Here is a 24,640-nt window from a genome sequence, read left to right on the forward strand (position 1 = left end):
AATTAATGAGGCTTGTAATTTGCATAAGCCTCTTTTTTTGTATCCAGACTACTTATGCTCAAAGCGATATTACCCTTACTTTTTCTCAAGGACATTTAGGAGGAGTAACCGCTTTAGACATTTCTAATAATGGGAATGTAGTCGTTTCTGCAGGAGAAGACCGTTTAATAAAAATATGGGATGTAGGTCAAGAACGTCTATTAAGGTCTATCTATGCCCATGATATTGGCATCACAGATGTTTCAATTTCGAAAAATAGCAAATACATTGTTTCCTCAGGTTTAGATCACACTATAAAAATCTGGTCTGTTGATAATGGTGAACTTCTAGCAAAACTCACCCAATTACAAGAAACTGTTCAAGAAGTTAGATTCGATAACCGTAAAGTAATCTACATAAATTCTATTGGAGATATCTTTCATTGGGATTGGGATTCTGATAATGAAAATTCAGCATATCATTGGAATAAAGGTATGGCTAATGGTATTTCCCGTTTTATTCCTATGAACAATTCTAATAATGTATTCATTGGGAATTTTAAAGGAGAGGTGCAATTATGGAATACTACTAGTAAAAAACTTAAAAAGTCTCATCAATTACATTCAGACTGGGTTTCCGGTATGGTGTATATAAAATCCTATAAATACTTAGTGAGTGGAAGTTGGGATGGTTCATTAGCTGTTTGGGATGTTCAAAATGATTCAATTCTACAAAAGATCAACCTCAAAGATGCTTCAGGGATCAAAGATTTGTGTTACTCTGAAGAAAATAATATGCTTATCATTACCTCGATGGGAAATCATGCATATTATTATCAAATATCGGAAGGGAAGCTTAAGCAATTAAGCCGATTTAAAAGATCTGGTGTTTCTGATACAGCTTTTAATGCCAATGGAGAAATTGGTGTTATTTCCTATTTAAATGGTGAAATAGAAATGTGGGATGTAAAGAATATTAAATTGTTAAGCTCTTGGAAGCCAATTACTTCAAGTGCTAAACGATTTAATATTTCTTCTACCACCGGAGATATTGCTGTCGCATCAAATTTAGGAGAGATCAAACTGTGGGAATTTGGTAGTAGAAGTGATTTAATCAATTGGAAAGCACACACTAATGAGATTGTCGGCCTAGATTATCTAACAAACGGAAATCTTGTGAGTTGTTCTACAGATTCTACTATTAAAATCTGGGATAAAAATAATCATTATACTTTATTAAATTCGTTTCATCATGAAGCTGCAATTCATTCTGCTGTAGTGGTAGGTTATAATATGCTGATTGCAGATGAACATGAAGATGTATTTATTGTAGATCTTAAAAATTGGTCATTAGATAAGATCTACTCTTCTTACAATAAAATCATGTCAATTTGTGTGAAAGATGATTTCTCAGAAGTTGTACTTGCTTTTAATAACAGAAAAATTGGCGTTCTAAATCTTAAAAATCGTCAGTTAACGAATATTCCTGTTACAGATTGGACCATAAAATCAATTAAATATAACCATAAAGGTGACCGTCTTTTAATAGGTGGTAAACATCAATTGAATCTTTTAGAAACTGAAAATTTCTCTGTTTTAAAAACCTTGGAAGTTGCAAGTCAAGTATTGGATGCTACCTTTTCTATAGATGATGAATACATTTTAGTGGGAGAAGAGAATGGAAAATTACGTTCTTTTAAAAATGACTTATCCGATGAAATCTATCAATACCATCAAAACCACAACAATATAGAGCAGGTGATTGACTTTCCAGGAAAAGATGTTTTTATCACTTTATCCAATAATTTTAGTATTCATATTTGGGATCTAACATCGCCTAATAAGTACGGAGGTGTTTATACAAATGGGGAGTCAGGTTGGATGGTCGAACACTATTCTGGTTTGTTCGATGCTTCAGAATCGAATATGGATGATTTGTATTATGTTGCAGATCGTGAGATTATCGATATTAGTCAATTACAGAATATGTACTGGGAACCCGGTCTCGGGGTGAAGTTATTTAAAGGTGATGCTTTACGAGAAGTACCACTTTTAAATAGTATATCATTATTTCCACAAGCGAGCCTTCATAAAAGAGGAAATAAATTAGTGATTGATGTGATAGATAGAGGTGGAGGTATTGGTAAAGTCGGTATCCTTGTCAATGGAAAAGAAGTGATGGATGATATTTCTGATTATAAAACAACAATTAAACAATTGTCATTTATAAACGGAAGGCAAAAAGAAAGATACCTTGTACCTATTGATAGTATTGGTTATTTATTTACGAGTGACCATTTAAATGATATCACTGTAATTGTCGAAAATAATGAAGGAACTCTTAATGGAAGGGGACTAACCATCAAACATAGGGACAATAGTACAACGGCAATACCTAATTTTTATGGAATTGTTATAGGAGTTTCCGATTACAGAGGGACAACATTGGATTTGAAATACGCAACTAAAGATGCCATTTCTATTTCAAATACAATTCAAAAATCAGCAGGTGAACTGTTTGGAGAAAATAAGGTTACCATAGAGACGTTTACAACTGATGCTGAAAACGAACAATATCAACCAACAAAGCAAAATATCAAAAACTCATTCGATTCTTTGAGTACTTTAATGACGCCATCTGATGTCTTGTTTATATTTATGGCAGGGCACGGAATGTCTAAAAAATTCAAAGACGGAGAAGAAGACTTTTACTTTTTAACAAAAGACATGATTACTGCCGATATTGATGATCAGGAAATAAGAGAAAAGTACTGTATTTCTGGAAAAGAGTGGTTGGACTGGATGAAGAAAATGCCGGTAACCAGACAAGTCTTTATTATGGATGCATGTAATGCTGGTCAATTTGCAGAGACTATTTTGGCGGTCAGAAATATTGATGATGAATCTGTGAGATTAAGAGCTTTAGAGAGAGTAAGGAATAGATCTGGGATGTACTTACTAGCGGGAGCATCAGCTGATAAGGTAAGTTATGAATCATCTCTTTATGGACAAGGGTTATTGACTTATGCTATTTTAGATTACTTCAAAACCGGAAATTTAAGAAAAGGGGAATTTGTTGATGTACAAATGCTTTTTGGAAATGCTGTAGATGAGGTGCCTAGATTAGCAGAAAGGTTTGGAGCGAGTCAGCAACCCGAAATGAGGATTCCAAACGGAGGAGACAGTTTTGATATTGGTCGGGTGACTGAAATAGTAAAAGATCAGATTAGATTGAACAGCAATCTGCCGAGAATTCGCTATACACAATTTGAGGAAGAAACTACATGGCTTGATAATTTAGAGATATCTCAGAAAATAAATAAACGACTTTTAGCAAAATCAGAAAGTCAGAATAATAGAAATACACCTTTTATATTTAGTCCTTACGCTCAAGGTGATAATGTTTATCAATTGAAAGGGAAATATAGTCAAGTGGAAGAAGGTGTTCAGTTAACAGTCAGGTTGTTAGAAAATCAGCAGTTAAAACATGAATTTGAAATTACAGATCAAGATGAGCAAAAGTTATTAGATAGCGTTATCTTTGAAATTGTATCTTATTTTAAAAGTATTTAAATGATTGATTTAAGTAAGTATAAAATTATTTTGGCATCAAATTCTCCAAGACGAGCAGAATTGTTGGCCGGTTTAGATATTAAATTTAAAAAAGAAGTTAGGGAAGTAGATGAAACTTTTCCAGATAACCTCGAAAGTCATTTAGTAGCAGAACATATTGCTTACTTAAAAGCAAAAGCATTTGATGATTTAGATGATGATACCATTGTCATATTTTCTGATACAGTTGTTGTCGTTGATGGAAAGGTTTTAGGGAAACCCAAAGATCAATTGGAAGCAAAAGAAATGTTGGAATCATTATCCGATGGTAAGCATCAAGTATATTCTGCGGTCGTGATTAAAAAGGGAAATAAGACCTATTCATTTACGGATAAGGCTGATGTTTATTTTAATGCAATATCAGAAGAGGAAATAGATTATTATGTAGAATCTAGAAAGCCATTTGATAAAGCAGGAGCATATGGAATTCAAGAATGGATTGGAATGGCTTTCATTCAAAAAATTAATGGATCTTATTTTACCGTCATGGGTTTGCCAACAGCACAACTTTATTCAGAACTTAAAAAAATAATTACGTTATAATATGAATTATTTAGTGTGGTCCTTTCCCTTAATATCTGCGGGAATAGGTTGGATAACTAATTATGTGGCTATCAAGATGCTTTTTCATCCTAGAAAACCAATTAATCTAGGATTATTTAAGTTACATGGAGTATTTCCTAGAAGAAAAGAAACATTAGCAAGAAGGTTGGGAGTGATTGTCGAAAAAGATCTTTTTACCCCAGACATGATTGTAGAGAAGTTAAATACAGAGGAAAATAAGTCGAAACTCAGAGAAAGCATCATGAAAAGAATCAATGAGTTTGTCGATGAGAAGGCCGTTCAGTTTGGTCCTATGCTACAAATGTTTGGAGGGGATGCAATTATTGATCAAATCCGTAATGGGATGGAAAAATCTGTGGATGAGATGATTCCTAAATTAATGGACGATATAGGAAATAATATTGGTTCCATCAGTATAGAACAAGTTGTTTATGAGAAAGTAATGGACTTTTCTGATGAGAAATTTGAAGACCTTCTGATGGCAGTAATTAAATCAGAATTGAGATTTATTGAAATAATGGGAGCTGTTCTAGGCTTTTTAATTGGTTTAGTTCAAGTGGCTTTACTTACATTATTCTAAAAATAGATAAAAAGAAAAATGGCTCTGTGCAAGCACAAGAGCCATTTTTATGTCGTCGTTTATTTTTTCTTTTTAGGGATGAAGATCGTCATGTCCTCATCGACTTTTATCGTTTTTTCAAACTGACCAGCAGTTGTGTTTTGTTGTGGTTGTTGAAAATTACTTTGTTGTTGAAAGTTTCTTGCTTGTTCTTTTTGAAGTTTCATCAATCTCTTCGCCAGAATATTCATCAGAAATTTAATAATCACTTTTGAATATGTTTTGAAAAGAAAACCAAGTACAAGAATTACTAATAATATTTTTAACATATTTGCTTAGTTACAATTACTCTGTTGTTTAGGTATAATAAGATCTTTTCTTTTATTGCTCATAGAATACCTACTATATTTGTTCTTTATGCAAATATAGTTACTTAATTGATACGTTCAATTGTACTATTTAGTTTTGATATATCAACTTCTTTATATCTTTTTAATAAATGTTAGAAATTTTATTTCAGGATGAACATTTCGTAGCCATAAATAAACCTTCTGGTTTGATGGTTCACCCTTCAGAAATTACTGGTAGAGATGAAGAATTTGCTATATTTCAATTAAGGGATCAAATTAAACAACATGTTTTTCCATGTCATAGGCTAGATCGGGCAACCTCTGGAGTTTTGATTTTTGCTTTATCATCAGAAGCAAGTGCAAAATTTCAAAATCTAAACAATGAAAAGGGAGAAGTTGAGAAGTTGTATGTTTCTTTAGTAAGGGGGCACCTTAATGAAGAGAAAATGTGCGAAAAGGATATAAAAAATAGGTACGATAAAGTGTACAAATCGGCCAAAACCTATATTAAACCTTTACAAAAAGTGGAGTTAGATATTCCAGTTGGTAAATACAAAACAGCACGTTATACACTAGTTCAATCAAGACCCTTCACAGGGAAAACACATCAAATAAGATTGCATTTAAGAGGAGAGAACCATCCAATAATTGGAGACAGAAGGTATGGCGATCATCGTCATAACAATATGTTTCTAGAGAAATTTAAATTGGATAGATTATGGTTGCATTCTACTTCATATACTTTTAAACACCCATTCACGGAAGAACAATTAAGTATTAAAGCTCCTCTGCCAAAAGATTTTAAAGAAATATTACAAAAAATAGAAATTAATTATGAGTAAGTTACTCGTTGGACAATACAATGAATTAGAGGTAGCAAGAATTACGGATTTTGGCTATTTCTTAACACACGAAGAAGGTGATGTCTTTCTACCTATTAGATTAGCAAATGAAGAATTAAAAGTAGGAGAATATACCACAGTTTTTATTTACACGGATAGTGAAAGAAGGTGGGTAGGTACTCATGAAAAACCAAATGGTATAGTTGGAGAGTTTGTGACTTTAGAGTGTAAAGATACCAACAAAAATGGAGCATTTTTGGATTGGGGAATATCAAAAGACCTATTTGTTCCGTTTTCTGAACAATCTGCAACCATGCAGATGAGGAAAAAACGAAAATATACCGTTTATATCGATTTAGATAGGAAAACGGGAAGGGTTTTTGCTAGTACAAAACTGAATAAATTTTTATCAAATAATACTTCCAATTTCGAAGAACAACAAGAAGTGTTTATGTATATTGCACAAGAAGTTGAACTTGGCTACGAGTGTATTGTAAATAGAAAATGGTTGGGATTGCTATACAAAAATCAAATTTTTGGTGAAGTGAAATTGGGTAAAGTTCAAAAAGGCTTTATATCCAAAATACGTCCTGATGGAAAACTAGATCTTACACTTACAAAACCTGGTTACAGCGAGGGTGATATTGATAAAAAAGCTAAATCTTTATTGATGTTAATTAAGAAGAAAGGTGGATTTATACCTTTCAATGATAAAACTCATCCGAACGAGATCAAGAAAGAATTTAGAATGAGTAAGAAGCAGTTCAAGTTGTTATTAGGTTATTTATATAAACTAGGAGTAATAAAATTTACTCAAGAAGGAACTGAACTTGTCGACTTTTAATTTTTTAAAAAAAATTTTTTTAGTATATCATTTTTGTATTATAACTTATCTTGAATAAATTGTACCTATTATTCTCATAAGTTAAAAAATGAGGACTTGACAAAATTGGATAACACTATTATTGAAGTGCATTCAGAAGTAAATTCTCTATATGAAAAGTTAAAAGGTAGAAATGGCCAAGAGCTATTCGCCTTTAAAGGCATCATGAATGATGACGTATTAGGAGAAATTCTGAGCCGAGTAGAAGATACATTATCTGAGCATGAGTCGTTAATGAAACTGCAAAGAAGAATTAATGTGATTGCTGTAGAGATCCTTCAAAATATTTTTCATCATTTTGAAGGGATTGATTCTAAAACCGTCTTAGAACCACCATCTAATATTGTATTGTTTCTCTTATCTAAGGATAAGGATGCTTATTACATTGTTGCAGGCAATTATGTGCCTATTGAGACAGCTAACTTTCTTAAAGAAAGAATTGATTCCATTAATGAGCTAACCGTTGAAGAGCTGAAAAAACGCTACAGAAAGGTATTAAGCAATGGAGACTTTTCGGAACAAGGGGGTGCAGGTCTTGGTATCATTGATATTGCTAGAAAATCGGGTCAAAAACTTGACTATGAATTCTCTAGTACCAATGAAACTCATTCCTTTTTTACCATTAAAGTAAGCGTACCAATTTAACAGCACAACGATGAAAGATTTTTTAAAAAAAGATACACCTAAGACTCCTCTCATACAAATGGAATATGAAAGTGGTCACTTCTTAATATCAGGAAGATCAATTCCTGAAAATTCCATCGAATTTTATAAACCCTTATTCGAATGGATGGATGAATACAACACTAAACCTCAAAATAAAACAGTTTTTGATGTTAGGTTAGAGTATTTCAATACAAGTTCTTCAAAATGTCTAGTCGAAGTTTTTAGAAAATTAGAGCTTCTTAAAGCGAGTGGACATGATGTCGAAGTAAATTGGTATTATGAAGAAGATGATGAAGATATGCAAGAATCTGGTGAGGATTTTAAAGAAGTCATCAAACTTCCTATTCATATGCACATTCTAGAAGAGGACGAGTAAAAAATATATTGAGAGGGTAAATTACCCTCTTTTTTTATATTCAAAAAAAGCCCCAAGAAGGGGCTTTACTTATATTTTAGGATCGTTAGTGATCGCTGTTTGTATCAAGTCATCTACAAACTTTTTGGCATTTTTAGGTAAGGAAAGTACTAATTTTCCAGATTGATATGCTGGGAGTTGATCAAATAGTTTTTCTATTTTATCAAGTTCTTGACGATCGAGTTTAAATTTATATCTTTTGCTTTCAAATGATTTCTTATTTCTAAATACTGCAGTAAGTAAATCAAATTGTTCATCAGAAAATATCAATTCGCCAATACCATGTCCCATGGTTTCTACTTCATTGCGTTCAATCTGATCCATTAAGAAAAAGACTTCAACATCTAATTTAGTTTCAGAAGAATGATCTTCTTCAGTCAAGAATTGATTTTCATATACCATAAATATATGAGATACTAATTCTTGTTGGGATTCAGAGAAATATCGTTTGACATCTTCCCAGTTGATTTCTTCCTCAAATGCCTGTTTAAGGGATTGTAATTGTTTTTTGTTGTATTTAGAATCTCCTACTTTCACAAAATCTTTTTCACTAAATACAGCATTTAACAACTTGATTTCAGCCTGAGAAAAGTTGCTATCCGCAAAAATGGAAGAGTCGTTATGGTTAACAGACGAGCTATTTTCAATCTCATACAATTCTTTAATAGTAAAAGTATGGAACTCAGAAGGTTCTTCTTCGTTTAAGTGAGAACATTTTTCAAGAATATTTAAAATGAAATTCTCTTGATCTAATGTGAGTGGTGTATGTTCTGGGTACTCAAGAGTAGTAATGATTTCTCTAATATAATCCAGTTGTGCAAGATCAAAAGTTAGGTTACCAATAGTAACTTGTTTTTTGTTCTTTGTTTCATCTTCATGGATAATGGATAATAACTTGAATTCATCATCAGTTAATGTAGTAGATGACGATAAGTCATTATCACCGAATTCTCTCTCAATTTCGTTCATCATGAATAAAACGGAGATATTTTTTAGAGAATCAATAAGTTCCCAACGATTATCATCTTTAAATTCCCAATCTGTTTCTACTTCATTAAGTTTCTCTAAAATGGGCTTCAGAAAGTCTTTTTGATCATTATTAAGCGATAAATTATCAAAAAGTGTAATTAGAGAAGATCTATTTTTTTCGCTTAAATCAATAGTGTCTAATTGTTTTTTGATAACTGATGATTGCTCATCAGAGAAAGAAGGGAATTTACTCGTATCCGCCTGATCAAAAACATCATAGATAGATTTTAAAAACTCGTACTCATTGATGCTGAAAATAAAATCATCAGCCACAGGAGTGATGTTGTGAGCTACTAAATCTAATCGATCATTTTTTTCTAAATCATAAAGTTCTTGAAGACGCATTCTAATATTTTTTTATTGAATTCAGTTTACAACTTCAATAATACTTAATTTATAGTGATATTACATAGTAAATTTCCAAAACAGATGTAAAAAATAAGGTGTTATTTTGACAAGTGCTTTCTTATTAATAGATGTTTTCGTTGATTTGCAAAGTTAAAGTTTAAAGTGAGGCGATTATTGTCAAAATTGGTATAGTTTTGACACTACTCTTTTTAAAATAAACTTCTTTTATTTCACACACACAGAACTGATAGCAAATAATATATATATATGGGATTGTTTGATTTCTTCTCTAGCGACCTAGCCATTGATTTAGGCACAGCCAATACCCTGATTATTCAAAAAGATAAAGTGGTTGTCGATGAGCCTTCAATTATTGCTTTGGATCGTCAGAATGGAAAAGTAATTGCCGTTGGTAAAAAGGCAATGCAAATGCACGAAAAAACCCACGAAAATATCCGTACGATTCGCCCATTAAGAGACGGTGTAATTGCCGATTTCCATGCAGCTGAACAAATGATTCGTGGTTTAATCAGAATGATTAATGAAGGTAAAAGATTTTTTACACCTTCACATAGAATGGTAATCTGTATTCCTTCAGGTATTACTGAAGTGGAAAAACGTGCCGTTCGAGATTCAGCAGAACATGCTGGAGCTAAAGAAGTTTATATGATTCCTGAGCCAATTGCTGCTGCTATCGGTATTGGTATTAATATAGAACAGCCAGTGGGTAGTATGATCGTTGATATCGGAGGTGGTACAACAGAGATTGCTGTTATTGCTTTATCTGGTATTGTAGGAGATCAATCGATCCGTACTGCAGGTGATGTTTTTACAAGAGATATTCTTGATTATATGCGTCGTCAGCATAACCTTTTAATTGGTGAGCGTTCTGCAGAGAAAATTAAAGTAGAAGTTGGTTCTGCTTTAACTGAATTGGATGAAGAAATCGAGCCATTCGAAGTAAGAGGTCGTGATTTAATGACAGGTATTCCTAAAGTAATCACAGTGACTTATTCTGAAGTGGCCTATGCTATCGATAAATCGATCTCTAAGATTGAAGAAGCGGTATTAAGAGCATTGGAAACAGCTCCACCAGAATTATCAGCTGATATCTACGATAGAGGTATTCACTTGACAGGTGGTGGTGCCTTACTAAGAGGACTTGATAAGCGTCTTTCAATGAAGACAAAATTACCAGTTCACGTTGCTGATGATCCTTTAAGAGCAGTAGTTCGTGGTACCGGTAAAGCCTTAAAAGAATTGGACGAATTCAAAGCAGTACTAATGACTTAGTACTCAAATAAGATATAAAAAATTAGCCTCATCAATTTAATTATTGATGAGGCTTTTATATTGATGACTACTTTGTGATTATCTCACACCGTGTGCCTTCGATTCATATAAACCTGAAGTCGTCATTTCTACAAATTCTACTTCGCCTTTCATAGCAGCGATTGTAGTTGTTCCATTATAAGTCATACCAGAGGCTAAACCACCTAAATATTTCTTGATAATTGGCTCAACAGGACCTTTGTAAGGAACAAGTGTCTTTTCACCTTCCACAGAAATTACTTCTCTAGACTTTTTGTTGTCTTTCTTTAATTTACTGATGGCCGCATCAAAAGATGCCATACCTCTATATGTTTTAAATTTTCCTTCTGAAGTAGTGATCAATTCACCAGGAGCTTCATCAGTTCCCGAAACAATAGAACCTACCATCACATTGTCCGCACCAACACCAATTGCCTTTACAATATCGCCAGGTTGTTTGATACCGCCATCAGCACAAATTGGAATTCTATCGCCAACGGCTTGGTAAACATCATCTATTGCTGTTAATTGAGGAACACCACAACCTGTCATGATACGTGTAGTACACATAGAACCAGGTCCGATACCTACTTTTAATGCGTCGGCTCCCCACTCAAGGAAATCTACTGCAGCATCTCTAGTGGCAATGTTACCCACCATTACATCAATTTGAGGATAATTCTTTTTAATGAATAATAAAGTCTCTTTGGTCATTTCTGAGTGACCATGAGCAATATCTAAGACAATAATATCTACTTTGGCTTCAGCTAAAGCAGCTAACCTTTCTTCGTAATCTTTAATTCCTAAAGCAGCAGCGCAAAGTAATCCTTCTGATTTAACTCTTCTAACTTCGTCAGCTTGTTCTTCTATGGTAAGGAATCGGTGTAAAACGCCTAATCCGCCTAATCTCCCTACTGCAATACACATCTCTGATTCACAGACTGTATCCATATTAGCGATTAAGATAGGTATTTCAATTGAATGATTTTTGGTTACCTTTGTAGTGAATTTAACATCTCTACGAGATTTAATTGTGTTGTACTTGGGTACTATAAGTACATCATCGAAACTATATGCTTTTCTGATTTTCATACTGACTTATTTAACTGTAATTTTTAAAACACAAAACAGACAAATATAATATATACGGTAATACGTGCCGAATTTATTTTGTGAATAAATACTATGGAGAAGAAAATAGGAGTGACAATATTAACGGGCTTCTTGGGAGCAGGTAAAACAACTTTTCTAAACAATTTAATTCAAAAATACCCGAATACAAAGTTTGCGGTAATCGAAAATGAGTTTGGAGAAGTAAATATAGATTCAGATTTAGTGGTTGATAATCAGGAAGGTGTCTTCGAATTATCAAACGGCTGTATCTGTTGTAATCTAAATGGGGAGTTGAGAGAGGTTTTGAGAAATCTCTTGAACTGTGGTAAAGACATTGATCATTTGATAGTAGAAACGACAGGAATTGCAGAACCTGATGGGGTAGCGGCAGCTTTTGTTGGTGATCCAGGCATTTCTAGATTATTTGAAATTAATGCTACCATCGGATTAATTGATGTTCAAAACTTTGAATTTGCCATCAATAATCATCCAGTAGCTATGAAACAGATTAGTTTCTCTGATTATTTGGTTTTCACTAAATGTGACTTGGCTACAGAAGAAGAAATCAAGAAAGTAAAATTTCAAGCAAAATTTATCAATCCATTAGCACAAGTTGGGCAAGTTTCAAAAGGCGAAGTGATTGATAAAGATATCATTAACTTAAATGCTTACTCTGCTGATAAAGTAATTGAAAGAGCTAGTTTTGTTGCTCACGATCATAATCATCAGCATGGAGATGTAGTTTCTCATTCTTTTACCTTTAAAGGGACAGTTGATCCTGTAAAGTTAGAAATGTGGTTGAGTGTTCTCTTTAATCTACAATTTGAAGTAATCTATAGATTTAAGGGCATCTTTAATATTAAAGGTGAAGACCATAAAGTAGTGATTCAAGGAGTTAGAAATGAATCTAAAATCGAAATTGGATCACTTTGGGAAGGGCATGAAGAGAGATTAAATAGAATTGTAATTATTGGGAAATCTATCAAGAGGGCACCAATTGAGAAGAAAATTAAATCAATCCTCGCTCCAGATTCAGTTGTATTGTAAATTCTTGTTAAGTCAAGAGAAGAATAATAATATTTGTTGGTATTCAAAATTAAAATTTATACTTTTGCAAACCCGAATTGTGTTCGGGGTTTGAAATTTTGAGTAAATCAAAAATTTTTATTAAAAATGGCAATTAAGCATTATGAAGTAGTCTTCATCGTGACACCAGTTTTGTCCGATTCCGAAACCACGGAGACTATTGCTAAATTTGAAAATCATCTGAAAGAGGCAGGTGCAGACGTGTATCATTCAGAGGATATGGGACTTAGAAAGTTAGCTTACCCGATTCAAAAGAAATCATCGGGTCACTACCACCTGTTTGAATTCAAAGCAGATCCATCTATCATCGCTAAATTCGAAGTAGAATTAAAGCGTGATGAAAACGTTTTACGTTTCTTAACTGTGTCTTTAGATAAGCACGGTGTTAACTTCAACGAAAGAAGAAGAAACGGCGAATGGTCAAAAAAATCTGAAACTGAAGAAAAATCAGCATAATGAGTCTCCAAAACGAACCTATCAACAGAAGACAAGAGCGTACTAAAAAGTACTGCCGCTTCACAAAGTACGGTGTAAAATACATCGATTATAAGGATCCTGAATTCTTATTAAAATTCTTAAATGAGCAAGGTAAAATTTTACCTCGTCGTATTACAGGTAACTCGCAAAAATTCCAAAAGAAAATTGCTACATCTGTAAAACGTGCTCGTCAACTTGCTCTTCTACCTTACGTAGCAGACGGTTTAAAGTAATCTTAATTTTAGATATTAAAAATTTATCCCTATCATGGAAGTAATTTTGAAAACAGATATCAAAGGTTTAGGTTACAAAAACGACATTGTTTCCGTTAAACCTGGATATGGTAGAAACTACTTGATCCCTCAAAACTTCGCTATCTTAGCTACTGAAGCTAACATTAGCATGAGAAACGAGGAAATCAAGCAAGCAGCTCACAAATTAGAAAAAGTGAAGCAAGATGCTGAAGAGTTGGCAGCTAAAATTGGCGACTTGAAATTAACTCTTTCTGCTAAAGCAGGTGAGAGTGGTAAAATATTTGGTGCAGTTACTCCATTGCAAGTTTCTGACGCTTTGAAAGCTCAAGGTTTTGATATTGACCGTAAGCGTATTGGTTTCAACACTGAAATCCGTATGGTTGGTGAATACACTGCAACACTTGATCTTCACAAAGAAGTTCAGCACGAAATTGCTTTAGAAGTAGTTACTGCATAATTAAAGTTTAAGAATTTACTGCCGTTAGGCAGCAATCTTATCACTTTGAGTTTTTTCCTTAAGAGGCTTTCATAACTTCGGTTATGAAAGCCTCTTTCGGTTTTAATCAATTCTGTTTGGGATCCCAAACAAAAAACTAGGTTTGTATTACTCCTAATGTGTAAGGCTGATCATTTACTTTTTGATTAGCTGCTTCAATACCTGTAGAAATATATTTTCGTGTTTCTTCAGGAAGAATAATCTCATCTACCCATAATCGAGCAGCAGCATAGTAGGGTGACAACTGTTCGTCATATTTATCTTTGATTTCATCAAATAGCGATTTTTCCTCTGCTTCACTTAACACTTTACCCTGACTTTTCAATGAAGATAATTTGATTTGTAAAAGGGTAGTAGCAGCTGATTTTCCAGACATCACTGCAATTTTTGATGTTGGCCAAGCCAACATTAATCGTGGATCATAAGCTTTACCACACATTGCATAATTACCTGCTCCATAAGAATTGCCTATTACCAAAGAGAATTTTGGAACCACAGAATTACTCATGGCATTGACCATTTTGGCCCCATCTTTTATAATGCCTCCGTGTTCAGATCTTGATCCAACCATAAAGCCAGTGACATCATGAATAAATAAAAGAGGAATTTTCTTTTGGTTACAATTCATGATAAACCGAGCAGCCTTGTCTGCTGCATCCGAGTAGATTACTCCACCCATTTGCATTTCACCTTTCTTATTCTTGACTATCGTCCTTTGATTCGCGACAATTCCAACAGCCCAACCTTCTATTCTAGCATAACCACAAAGCATGGATTGACCATAACCTTCTTTATATTGTTCAAAGATAGACTTGTCCACCAAACGCTCTATAATTTCAATCATATTGTAGGGTTTGGTACGGTCTTCTGGAAAAACGCTTTCAAGATCATCAAGTGATTTATTAGGCAACATAGCTTCTTTTTTATTGAAATTAGAAACGGGTGAATGCCCCATTTTATCTACTAAATCTTTTATTTGTTGAAGACAAGCCTCATCATTTTCACATTTATAATCGGTCACTCCTGATATTTCACAATGTGTTGTCGCACCTCCAAGTGTTTCATTATCAATAGATTCTCCGATAGCCGATTTTACCAAATAAGAACCAGCAAGGAATACAGAGCCTGTGCCATCGACAATTAATGCTTCATCACTCATAATTGGTAAATAAGCACCTCCAGCTACACAACTTCCCATTATTGCAGCAATTTGAGGAATTCCTTGAGCAGACATCACTGCATTATTTCTAAAAATTCTACCGAAATGTTCTTTATCAGGGAAAATTTCATCTTGCATGGGTAAATACACCCCGGCACTATCTACTAGATAAATGATTGGAATGTTGTTTTCAATAGCAATTTCTTGTGCTCTTAAGTTCTTCTTTCCAGTTAGTGGAAACCAAGCTCCAGCTTTCACGGTCGCGTCGTTTGCTACTATAACACATAATTGGTTGCTTACTTTCCCGAGTTTAACAACAACACCTGCCGAAGGACATCCACCGTGCTCTTTGTACATGTTGTGAGCGGTAAACGTACCAATTTCTATAGCTTCTTTAGGGTGATCTAATAATAGATCAACGCGCTCTCTTGCTGTTAATTTGCCTTTTGATTTGTGTTTAGCAATCTTTTTCTCTCCTCCTCCAAGAAATGTGTTTTCTCGTTTGGATTGAAGTTGGTGAAAAAGTGTGTTTAAAGTGGACGAAGTTGAATTCATACAGTGTTTATTGGTTAATATTCATATTCTGATATCTATTTTATCAAGTAGGTTAGTATTTGATATACATTAAAATCAGAATAGTAATAAAAATGTTTTTGGTCTTACATAAGTTAGCAGGATATTATTAAATCGACAAATCCTACGTCTAATATGTTTTGCATTGTTAGAATTTGAGATCCGAACACTTCATAAACTTGCACGATATTGTTAATAATTATGATTTGTTTTAGCTTGTTTGTGCGTTTTTATGCGTATATCTGCTTGAATGTGTATTTTTGACACGTCAAGATCACACATTAACTATATTCAATCGATACCTATATTATGCGTAGCAGAAGAGACTTTTTGAAGTTTTCGGCGTTAACATCGGCAGCTTTGTTAACCCCTCAATTATCTACAATATCTTTCGCAGGAAAAAGAAAAGGAAACAAGCCAGTAATGATTTCAACATGGAATCACGGATTTGGGGCAAATGAAGCAGGATGGAAAATCTTAGGAGAAGGTGGAGCCGCTTTAGATGCTGTAGAAGCTGGAGTTAGAGTTCCTGAAGGCGATCCTAACGAAAGAAGTGTTGGATATGGTGGATTACCTGATAGAGAAGGAAAAGTGACATTGGATGCATGTATCATGAATCATGCCTACGAATGTGGTGCTGTAGCGTTCTTACAGGATATTAAACACCCAATTTCTGTAGCAAGATTAGTGATGGAAAAAACGCCTCATGCTATGATTGTAGGGAAAGGTGCAAAGCAATTTGCATTGGAAAATGGTTTTAAAGAAGAAAACCTTCTTACAGAAAAATCAGAAGCAGATTGGAAAGAATGGTTGAAAAAATCAGAATATAAGCCGGTAATTAATATCGAAAATCACGATACAATTGGTGCTTTAGCTTTAGATGCAAAAGGCAATTTAGCAGGTGCTTGTACTACATCAGGTGCAGCTTATAAGATGCATGGTAGAGTGGGTGATTCTCCTTTGATTGGAGCTGGTTTATTTGTGGATGGTGAAATTGGAGCTGCATGTGCTACAGGTTTAGGTGAAGCAGTGATCAGAACAGCAGGTTCAGCAATGGTAGTTGAGCAAATGCGTAATGGTAAATCGCCGGCAGAAGCTTGTGAGATTGTTGTGAAAAGAATCATCAAGACGCATCAAAATAAATTAGAGGATCTACAAGTAGGATTCTTGGCATTAAATAAAGACGGAGAGTACGGTGGGTACAGTATCCGTAACGGTTTCAACTTTGCTGTTGTAGATAGTAAAGATGGAAATAGAATGGAAGATTCTCCATTTAAAATGGAATGGTAAATAATAAATGACCTTACAACTACGATATGAAAATTAAATATTTATTCCCTTTATTCTTATTGACAATATGGGGTTGCACTACTAACGAGCAAAAACAAGAGCCAGTTAAATATACATCTTATGTTAATCCATTTGTAGGTACAGACGGACCTGGTAATACATACCCGGGGGCAACGGTACCACACGGTATGGTTCAATTATCACCAGATAATGGTATCTCTGGTTGGGACAGAATTGCAGGTTATTTCTGGCCAGATTCTACAATTGCAGGTTTTTCACATACTCACCTTTCAGGTACAGGAGCTGGAGATCTATATGATATCCTTGTGACTCCAAGAAATGGTAAAAGTGATAGAGTTGTAGTGGAAGCTGGATACGAAAGACCAGTTTCTTTATTCTCTCACGATAAAGAACATGCTGAGCCAGGCTATTATACTGTGGACCTTTTGGATTACAATATCAAAGCGGAATTAACTGCTACCGATAGAACTGGTTTCCATAAATATACTTTCCCTAAAGACGATAAATCTCAGATTATTTTTAATCTTGGATACTCATTAAACTGGGATGGACCAACAGATACATACATCAAAGTAATCAATAATAAAAAAATTGTTGGTTATAGATTTTCTTCTGGATGGGCTCCAGTTCAAAGGGAATATTTCGTAGCCGAATTTTCAGCTCCTATCGATTCTTATGAATTGATGAATTCTGAAGACCCAAAGAAACTTCAGATTGTTGATGGAAACGAAATTCAAGCGAAGAAAACAAGAGGTTATTTCAACTTCAAAACAGATGATAATAAGAATGTAATCTTAGTTAAAGTCGGTTTATCTAATGCTTCTATTGAAGGTGCAGAAAAGAATTTAGCGGCTGAAAATACGTCTTGGGATTTTGATTTAGTGAAAAATGAAGCTTCAGAAAAGTGGAATAATGAACTATCAAAAATTGAAGTGACAACTCCTAATGAGGAGCATAAAAAAGTATTCTACACAGCAATGTATCAATCACTATTAGCTCCAACCTTACTATCTGATGTTGATGGTGGTTATAAAGGTGCTGATCAAAAGAATCATGTAGCGAAAGGTTATAAAAAATACGATACATTCTCATTATGGGATACTTACAGAGCAGCTCATCCATTATACACAATGATTCATGCTGAACGAGTTCCTGATATGATCAAGTCGTTCTTATCTCATTATGATGAAACAGGTCTTTTACCAGTTTGGTCGATGAAAGGTAACGAAACGAACATGATGATTGGATATCATGCAGTTCCTGTAATCACTGATGCTTACTTCAAAGGTATTAGAGATTTTGATGTTGAAAAAGCGTATGAAGCTTGTAAAGCATCTGCAATGAACAAAGAAGGTGATTCTATGGAAGATTACATCAAACTAGGATATGTTCCATTGAATTATGATCACGAAAACTGGTCAGTTTCTAAGACATTGGAATATGCTTACGACGATTGGTGTATTGCGGAGTTTGCAAAAGCTTTAGGTAAAGAAGATGATTACAAATACTTTGCTAAGAGAGCAGAGAACTGGAGACATCATTATGATAATGAATCTACATTTATGCGTCCAAAAGACAAAAATGGAAAGTTCATTGAGCACTTTATTGCAAAAGAATACACAGATCACTTCTGTGAAAGTAACGCTTGGCAATACTTCTTCTATGTTCCTCAAAACGTAGATGGTTTAATTGATGCAATGGGTGGAGCAGATCGTTTCGAACAAAAATTAGATTCGATGTTCTCTTATTACCCAACTCCAGAAGATAACCTTCCAATCTTCTCAACTGGTATGATTGGTCAGTACGCTCATGGTAACGAACCTTCTCACCACGTTGCGTATTTATATAACTACATCAACAAGCCGCATAAAGCACAAAAGATGATCAACAAAATTATGAATACTCAGTACAAATCAACTCCTGACGGTGTTTGTGGTAATGAGGATTGTGGTCAAATGTCATCTTGGTTTATCCTTAGTTCATTGGGTATTTATCCAGTAAACCCAGGTAATGGAGTATATGATTTAGGTACACCGTTATTCCCGAAAGCAGTGGTTCATTTGTCAAATGGCAAGACTCTAACGGTTATCGGTCATCAAACAAAAGATAGTCCTACAGTTTCTAAAGTTGTTTTCAACGGAAAAGAAATCAAAGGATATCAAATCGCAAATGCCGACTTAATGCAGGGAGGTACTTTAGAATTTGTAAAATAATCATTCGATTTGAATGATAAAATATAGATAAGAGCTGTCTCATGAATCTCATCATTACAGATAAGATTTATGAGGCCGCTTCTTTATCAAATCGTAAGCTAACAACCAACTTAACCTCTAAAGAAATGAGATTTTTATTACTGTACATCTTAATATTACCATTATCACTTCATGTTTTTGCACAAGAAACATCTCTAATTCCTATGCCTCAAAATATTAAATGGGGAGAGGGATCTTTTACATTATCGCCAAAGACAACATTATCAAAAGGAAATTCAGAACTTGATGTAGACTACTATATTCAAGAAATTCAAAAACAGAATAATGTATCAATCACAGAAACTGATAAAGAATACGGAGATATAACACTTCACATAATCAATGAATTTAATCTTGGAGAAGAAGCTTATAAACTCACTGTTCAAGAAAGTTCTATTGACATTACAGCAAATACAGAGTTTGGATTAAGAAACGGTTTAGCCACATTATTACAACTGATTGGCTTAAACAATACTGTAAAGTGTGTTGACATTAGTGATTCTCCAAAATATGAATGGAGAGGAATGATGTTGGATGTAAGTAGACATTTTTTCACTGTTGAAGAAGTGAAACGCTACTTGGATCTAATGACAAAATATAAACTCAATAAATTCCACTGGCACTTAACTGAGGACCAAGGTTGGAGAATTGAGATAAAAAAATATCCTAAATTAACTGAAATTGGTGCGTGGAGAACAGAAAGAGATGGTTCTCGTTACGGTGGATTTTACACTCAAGATGATATTAAAGAAGTTGTAGCTTATGCTACCTCAAGAGGAATTGAAGTGATTCCAGAAATTGATATGCCAGGACATATGTTAGGTGCTTTAGCTTCTTATCCTGAATTAGCTTGTACAGAAGGACCTTTTGAAGTTTGGAATCGTTGGGGAGTAAGTGAGGATGTCCTTTGTGCAGGAGATGAACAAGTATATTCTTTTATAGAAGATATTCTTGAAGAAATTATTCCATTGTTCCCATCAAAATATTTCCACTTAGGAGGTGATGAGTGTCCTAAAACTAGATGGAAAGAATGCAATAAGTGTCAGTTGAAAATCAAACAAGAAAACCTTGCTGATGAGCATGAATTGCAAAGTTACTTTATCCATAGAGTAGAAAAGATGGTCAACAAATTGGGTAAAAAGATTACAGGTTGGGATGAGATCCTTGAAGGTGGTTTATCATCTACTGCAACTGTACAACTATGGAGAGATTGGCACGACAAAGACGCTGTTAGCAAAATTGCCAAAATGGGAAATGATGTCATTGCATCACCAACGGCTTGTTGTTATTTTGATTATGATATTGCCACAACAGACGTTGCTCAATTGTATGCTTTTAATCCAACGCCAAGTGATTTAAATAAAGAACAGGCACAGCATGTATTGGGAAGTGAATTTACGGTATGGACAGAAAGAATTCCTGATCAAGATAGAGCTGACTTTATGATATTCCCACGTGCATTGGCTTTCTCAGAAGCATTATGGACAGGTACAAAAGAGAATGGTTTAAAAGAATTTGAAGAACGATTAGATCTTCAATATTCAATTTTAGATCAATTAGGAGTGAAATATGGTCCATCAGAAGTATTGATGGAGGTGAGTACATCTTCTAAAGATGGAGATATTATGTTATCGGCTAATAAATTATCTGATAAACTTGAGATTAAGTATAAAGTAGGAAGTAATGGTAATTTTCAGTTGTATAATGAACCTGTAAAAGTAGAAAAATCAGGTGATATCATTTTCCAAGGTTTTAGAAATGGGAAAGCATTAGGCGATCCAATTTTAAAAACATTCCAATTGCATAAAGGGAACTCAGCATCAATTAAATTGATTGAGGAGCCCTCTAAGCCATATATCAATGGTGGAGCAGCTTCTTTAAATAATTCAATTATTGGAGGAGAGAAATTCCAAGATGGTACATGGATAGGATTTAATGGACAGAACTTACAAGCTGTACTAACTTGGGAAGAATCTCAAGAATTAAACAGTATTACGTTTGATGCGTATGATGAATTAGGATCTTGGATCATGTCTCCAAATTCATTCAAAGTCTTAGTAAGTATTGATGGGTCAAAATATAAAGATGTCTCAAAGAAGTTTAAAGTAGAAAAGGTGGTTGATCTAAATAAGAATCAGTTTACTTTAAAATTTAAAAAACCTCTAAAAGAGGTAAAAGGAATCGAAATCATTATTGAACATCCTGGTGTATTACCTAAAAACCATGGTGGTGCAGGAAAGCCCGCTTGGATGATGATCGATGAATTGATAATAGAATAAGAATAGTCTAATATAAATCTAAGAATGCGTAAAGTTTTCATCACTATCAGCTTGATACCACTACTGTTTAGTTGCGTATCACAATTAAATCAAAAGGCGAGTAAAGAAGTCTTACCTAAATCGAACTCAGAATTCGTAGATCCTTTTATTGGGACTTCGGCTCATGGACACACATTTCCTGGAGCCACGGTACCATTTGGTATGGTTCAATTAAGCCCAGATACAGGTATAGAAGGATGGGATTGGTGTTCGGGGTATCATTCTTCGGATAATTCAATTATGGGTTTTTCTCATACACACCTTTCTGGAACAGGTGGAGGAGATTATGGTGATATCTTATTGATGCCAACTGTTGGTGAAGTTAAAACAGAAGCAGGTTCTAAGAAAAATCCTGATGAAGGTTACAGATCACGTTTCGAAAAAGTGAAAGAAGAAGCCTCTCCAGGGTTTTATTCAGTATTCTTAGAAGATTATGGTATTACCGCAGAATTAACGGCAACAACTCGTGTAGGTGTACATCAATATCACTTTCCTGCATCTGATGATGCACACATTATACTTGATTTAAAACATGGTATTTCCGATTCAGCAAGAGAAACTTGGTTCGAAGTAACATCGGATAATGAGATCGTTGGTTTAAGAAGATCATCAGGATGGGCAAGAGATCAATATGTGTATTTTGTTGCTCAATTCTCAAAGCCATTTAAGTCAGTTGAAGGTATTAAATCTGGAATGAAGCTAACTGAAACGAAAAAGTTAGAAGGTGAAGATGTAAAAGCGGTCATCAATTATACTACTGAAGAAGGTGAAGCAATTGTTGTGAATGTCGCTATTTCTGGAGTGAGTGTTGAAGGTGCAAGAAAGAATTTAGAAGCAGAAGTGCAAGGGTTTGATTTTAATAAAGTTAGAGAACAAGCAAAACAAACATGGGATCAAAAGTTATCAAAAATTCAAGTAGAAGGCGGAGATCAAGTAAATAAAACGATCTTCTATACTGCTATGTACCACTCCTTAATCGCTCCAAATGTATATATGGATGTCGATCATCAGTATAGAGGAATGGATCACAAAATCCATAAAGCTGAAGGATTTACACACTATACTTTATTCTCACTTTGGGATACTTTTAGAGCAACTCATCCATTATTTACGCTAATTGCTCCAGAAGAAAACAACGATTTCATTCAGTCGATGATTGTGAAATATGAGCAATCGGGACAGTTACCAATTTGGGAGCTTTCAGCAAACGAAACAGGTACTATGATTGGTTTCCATTCAGTTCCTGTAATTGCAGACGCTATTTTAAAAGGTCAGGCTAAATTTGATAAAGAGTTGGCTTACCAAGCAATGGTGGCAGCAGCTGAAGATCCAAGAAGAGGATTGAATTGGTTCAATGAAGAAGGATTTATTCCTGTTGAAAAAGAAGCCAATGCAGTATCAAAAGGAGTAGAGTATGCTTATGATATGTGGGTGGTAGCTCAAGTGGCTAAAGAATTAGGTAAAATGGATGATTACAAAAAATACAGTAATCGTGCATTAAACTACAAGCAGCTATTTGATAAAAACACAGGCTTCCTTAGAGGGAAAAATATGTACGGTGCTTGGGACGAACCTTTTGATCCAATGGCCATTTCACTTTTAGGAGCTGGTAACTATACTGAAGGTAATGCATGGCACTACAATTTCTTTGCACCTCAGGATATTAATGGTTTAATCGATTTACATGGTGGAGATCAGAAGTTCATTGATAAGATTGATCATATGTTCCAACAAGAAGCTGTGAACGATAATCATATGGCACATGACGTAACAGGATTAATTGGTCAGTATGCACAAGGAAACGAGCCATCACATCATGTTATCTATCTATACAATTATGCTGGTGAGCCATGGAAAACTCAATCAAGAATTCGCCAAGTAATGGATGAGATGTACACTTCTGAAAGAGACGGACTTTGTGGAAACGAAGACTGTGGTCAAATGTCAGCATGGTATGTCTTTTCAGCAATGGGATTCTATCCAGTAAACCCTGCTGACGGAAATTATGCGATTGGTAGCCCTATTTTCGGAAAAGTAACCATTCATTTAGATAATGGAAACGATTTCGTGATTACAGCTGATCAATCGTCTCCAACAAACGAATATATTCAATCCGCTGCTTTTGATGGTCAGACGTATAATAAAACATACATCACTCATGATCAAATTGAAAAAGGAGGAATACTATCTTTCAAAATGGGAGAAAACAAATCGAATTGGGGAACAGAAGTAGCTGCAAGGCCAACTTCACATGCCATTCCTTTAAATGAGGTGGAGAGTATTTTGGAATCGAAAGAAGTAGTTTACAGACCATATGTAACGAATTCATCAGTGATTTTTAATGGTGAAACAACAGTTGAATTTAAAGATGTGACTCCTAATGTGAGTATTTACTACACATTAGATGGATCTATTCCTACTGCTTCATCCACTAAATATGCTGAGGTAATTACATTAAATCAATCGACATTTATAAAAGCAATTGCCATTGATCCAAATGGTATTTCCAGTAAAGTTTCTGAATTCGCTTTTAAGAAAGCATTTTATAATACAGGTAGTGAATTCCCTAAGTTGTCTATCAACTATGAGAAAAATGCTACTTATGATGCTGGTGAAAATGGCATCTTAAATGGTATTTACGCATCTGATAACCTAAGAGATGGTAAATGGGATGGTGTAAGTGGTCAAAATTTTGAAGCAGTAATTGACCTTGGAAAAGAAGAGGAATTACATCAAGTGTCTATCGGATTCTTAGAAAATACATCTTCGTGGGTTTTCTTACCAAATAAAGTAGAATTCTTTGTGTCAGAAGATGGAAAAGAATTTACTTCAGTAGGAGTTGAGTCTACAGAAATGCCAAATGATCATCCAATTATTGGAGTGACACGTTTCGCTAAAGAAATAAAGGGTAACTATAGATATGTGAAAGTAGTAGCAGTACCTTTCAAGGCTTTACCAGTATGGCATTCAGGAGCAGGTAATGCTCCTTGGATGTTCACTGATGAAATTGTTATTGAATAAAAATAGTCAATGACAAAAAGTTT

20 protein-coding genes are annotated in these 24,640 nt (G+C 34.4%); 16 read left to right on the forward strand and 4 right to left on the reverse strand.

Annotated elements, in window-relative coordinates; all coding sequences use genetic code 11:
* Positions 1–5 precede the first annotated feature (5 nt).
* The 3 genes from MY04_RS04800 to MY04_RS04810 are packed head-to-tail and all read left to right on the forward strand — an operon-like array spanning position 6 to position 4,734.
* Positions 6–3,551 (forward strand): caspase family protein, encoded by a 3,546-nt coding sequence (locus MY04_RS04800; RefSeq protein ID WP_158297567.1) that lies wholly within the window; start codon positions 6–8, stop codon positions 3,549–3,551.
* Positions 3,552–4,133, forward strand: a complete 582-nt coding sequence (locus MY04_RS04805) for a Maf family protein (RefSeq protein WP_066207102.1) — start codon at positions 3,552–3,554, stop codon at positions 4,131–4,133.
* A gap of 1 nt (position 4,134) precedes the next feature.
* Positions 4,135–4,734, forward strand: a complete 600-nt coding sequence (locus MY04_RS04810) for a DUF445 domain-containing protein (protein WP_066207112.1) — start codon at positions 4,135–4,137, stop codon at positions 4,732–4,734.
* A 59-nt stretch (positions 4,735–4,793) separates the two neighbouring features.
* Here the strand turns inward: MY04_RS04810 and MY04_RS04815 are convergent, their stop codons facing one another.
* Entirely contained in the window at positions 4,794–5,042 is a 249-nt protein-coding gene (locus MY04_RS04815; RefSeq protein ID WP_066207119.1) for a hypothetical protein, read from the reverse strand.
* 170 nt (positions 5,043–5,212) lie between these two features.
* Here MY04_RS04815 and MY04_RS04820 point away from each other — a divergent pair, with 170 nt between their 5' ends.
* The 4 genes from MY04_RS04820 (at position 5,213) to MY04_RS04835 (ending at position 7,830) form a co-directional block, all read left to right on the forward strand.
* The gene (locus MY04_RS04820) at positions 5,213–5,905 is read left to right on the forward strand and encodes a pseudouridine synthase (protein ID WP_066207123.1); all 693 of its coding nucleotides are present in this window, start codon (positions 5,213–5,215) and stop codon (positions 5,903–5,905) included.
* Positions 5,898–6,749 (forward strand): CvfB family protein, encoded by an 852-nt coding sequence (locus MY04_RS04825; RefSeq protein ID WP_066207126.1) that lies wholly within the window; start codon positions 5,898–5,900, stop codon positions 6,747–6,749. Before MY04_RS04820 ends, MY04_RS04825 begins: the two co-directional genes overlap by 8 nt.
* Before the next feature lie 126 nt (positions 6,750–6,875).
* Complete coding sequence (locus MY04_RS04830; protein ID WP_158297568.1) at positions 6,876–7,433, forward strand: SiaB family protein kinase; 558 nt, start codon at positions 6,876–6,878, stop codon at positions 7,431–7,433.
* A 10-nt stretch (positions 7,434–7,443) separates the two neighbouring features.
* Entirely contained in the window at positions 7,444–7,830 is a 387-nt protein-coding gene (locus MY04_RS04835; protein WP_066207131.1) for a DUF1987 domain-containing protein, read from the forward strand.
* Positions 7,831–7,899: 69 nt separating this feature from the next.
* On the opposite strand, the gene MY04_RS04840 is transcribed toward MY04_RS04835, so the two are convergent.
* Positions 7,900–9,243 (reverse strand): hypothetical protein, encoded by a 1,344-nt coding sequence (locus MY04_RS04840; RefSeq protein ID WP_066207134.1) that lies wholly within the window; start codon positions 9,241–9,243, stop codon positions 7,900–7,902.
* Positions 9,244–9,513: 270 nt separating this feature from the next.
* Between MY04_RS04840 and MY04_RS04845 the strand changes: the two genes are divergently transcribed.
* Entirely contained in the window at positions 9,514–10,539 is a 1,026-nt protein-coding gene (locus MY04_RS04845; protein WP_044222098.1) for a rod shape-determining protein, read from the forward strand.
* 78 nt (positions 10,540–10,617) lie between these two features.
* Here MY04_RS04845 and MY04_RS04850 read toward each other — a convergent pair whose 3' ends face one another.
* Positions 10,618–11,649 carry a guanosine monophosphate reductase gene (locus MY04_RS04850; RefSeq protein WP_066207140.1) on the reverse strand — a complete coding sequence of 344 codons (1,032 nt, stop codon included), beginning with the start codon at positions 11,647–11,649 and terminating at the stop codon, positions 10,618–10,620.
* 93 nt (positions 11,650–11,742) lie between these two features.
* Between MY04_RS04850 and MY04_RS04855 the strand changes: the two genes are divergently transcribed.
* The 4 genes from MY04_RS04855 to rplI all read left to right on the forward strand — a co-directional run bounded on the left by MY04_RS04855 (position 11,743) and on the right by rplI (position 13,944).
* The gene (locus MY04_RS04855) at positions 11,743–12,717 is read left to right on the forward strand and encodes a CobW family GTP-binding protein (RefSeq protein WP_066207143.1); all 975 of its coding nucleotides are present in this window, start codon (positions 11,743–11,745) and stop codon (positions 12,715–12,717) included.
* 126 nt (positions 12,718–12,843) lie between these two features.
* On the forward strand, positions 12,844–13,212 hold the full coding sequence (rpsF, locus tag MY04_RS04860) for a 30S ribosomal protein S6 (protein ID WP_066207148.1): 369 nt from the start codon (positions 12,844–12,846) through the stop codon (positions 13,210–13,212).
* Complete coding sequence (gene rpsR / locus MY04_RS04865; protein WP_066207153.1) at positions 13,212–13,466, forward strand: 30S ribosomal protein S18; 255 nt, start codon at positions 13,212–13,214, stop codon at positions 13,464–13,466. The genes rpsF and rpsR overlap by 1 nt, the downstream gene beginning before the upstream one ends.
* 34 nt (positions 13,467–13,500) lie before the next feature.
* On the forward strand, positions 13,501–13,944 hold the full coding sequence (gene rplI, locus MY04_RS04870) for a 50S ribosomal protein L9 (RefSeq protein WP_066207156.1): 444 nt from the start codon (positions 13,501–13,503) through the stop codon (positions 13,942–13,944).
* Positions 13,945–14,080: 136 nt separating this feature from the next.
* Here rplI and MY04_RS04875 read toward each other — a convergent pair whose 3' ends face one another.
* Positions 14,081–15,697 (reverse strand): acyl-CoA carboxylase subunit beta, encoded by a 1,617-nt coding sequence (locus tag MY04_RS04875; protein WP_066207158.1) that lies wholly within the window; start codon positions 15,695–15,697, stop codon positions 14,081–14,083.
* Between the two features lie 327 nt (positions 15,698–16,024).
* Between MY04_RS04875 and MY04_RS04880 the strand changes: the two genes are divergently transcribed.
* Genes MY04_RS04880 through MY04_RS04895 form a run of 4 tightly spaced genes read left to right on the forward strand, consistent with a single transcriptional unit; the run spans position 16,025 to position 24,617 of the window.
* A complete protein-coding gene (locus MY04_RS04880; protein ID WP_066207161.1) occupies positions 16,025–17,005 on the forward strand; it encodes an isoaspartyl peptidase/L-asparaginase family protein in 981 nt (326 codons plus the stop codon).
* 26 nt (positions 17,006–17,031) lie between these two features.
* Positions 17,032–19,239, forward strand: coding sequence for a GH92 family glycosyl hydrolase (locus MY04_RS04885; protein WP_066207164.1), 2,208 nt, complete (start codon positions 17,032–17,034; stop codon positions 19,237–19,239).
* Between the two features lie 41 nt (positions 19,240–19,280).
* Positions 19,281–21,557 (forward strand): beta-N-acetylhexosaminidase, encoded by a 2,277-nt coding sequence (locus tag MY04_RS04890; protein ID WP_066207166.1) that lies wholly within the window; start codon positions 19,281–19,283, stop codon positions 21,555–21,557.
* Positions 21,558–21,581: 24 nt separating this feature from the next.
* Positions 21,582–24,617, forward strand: coding sequence for a GH92 family glycosyl hydrolase (locus MY04_RS04895; protein WP_066207169.1), 3,036 nt, complete (start codon positions 21,582–21,584; stop codon positions 24,615–24,617).
* Positions 24,618–24,640 lie beyond the last annotated feature (23 nt).

Source organism: Flammeovirga sp. MY04 (assembly GCF_001682195.2).
Classification (GTDB): Bacteria; Bacteroidota; Bacteroidia; order Cytophagales; family Flammeovirgaceae; genus Flammeovirga; species Flammeovirga yaeyamensis.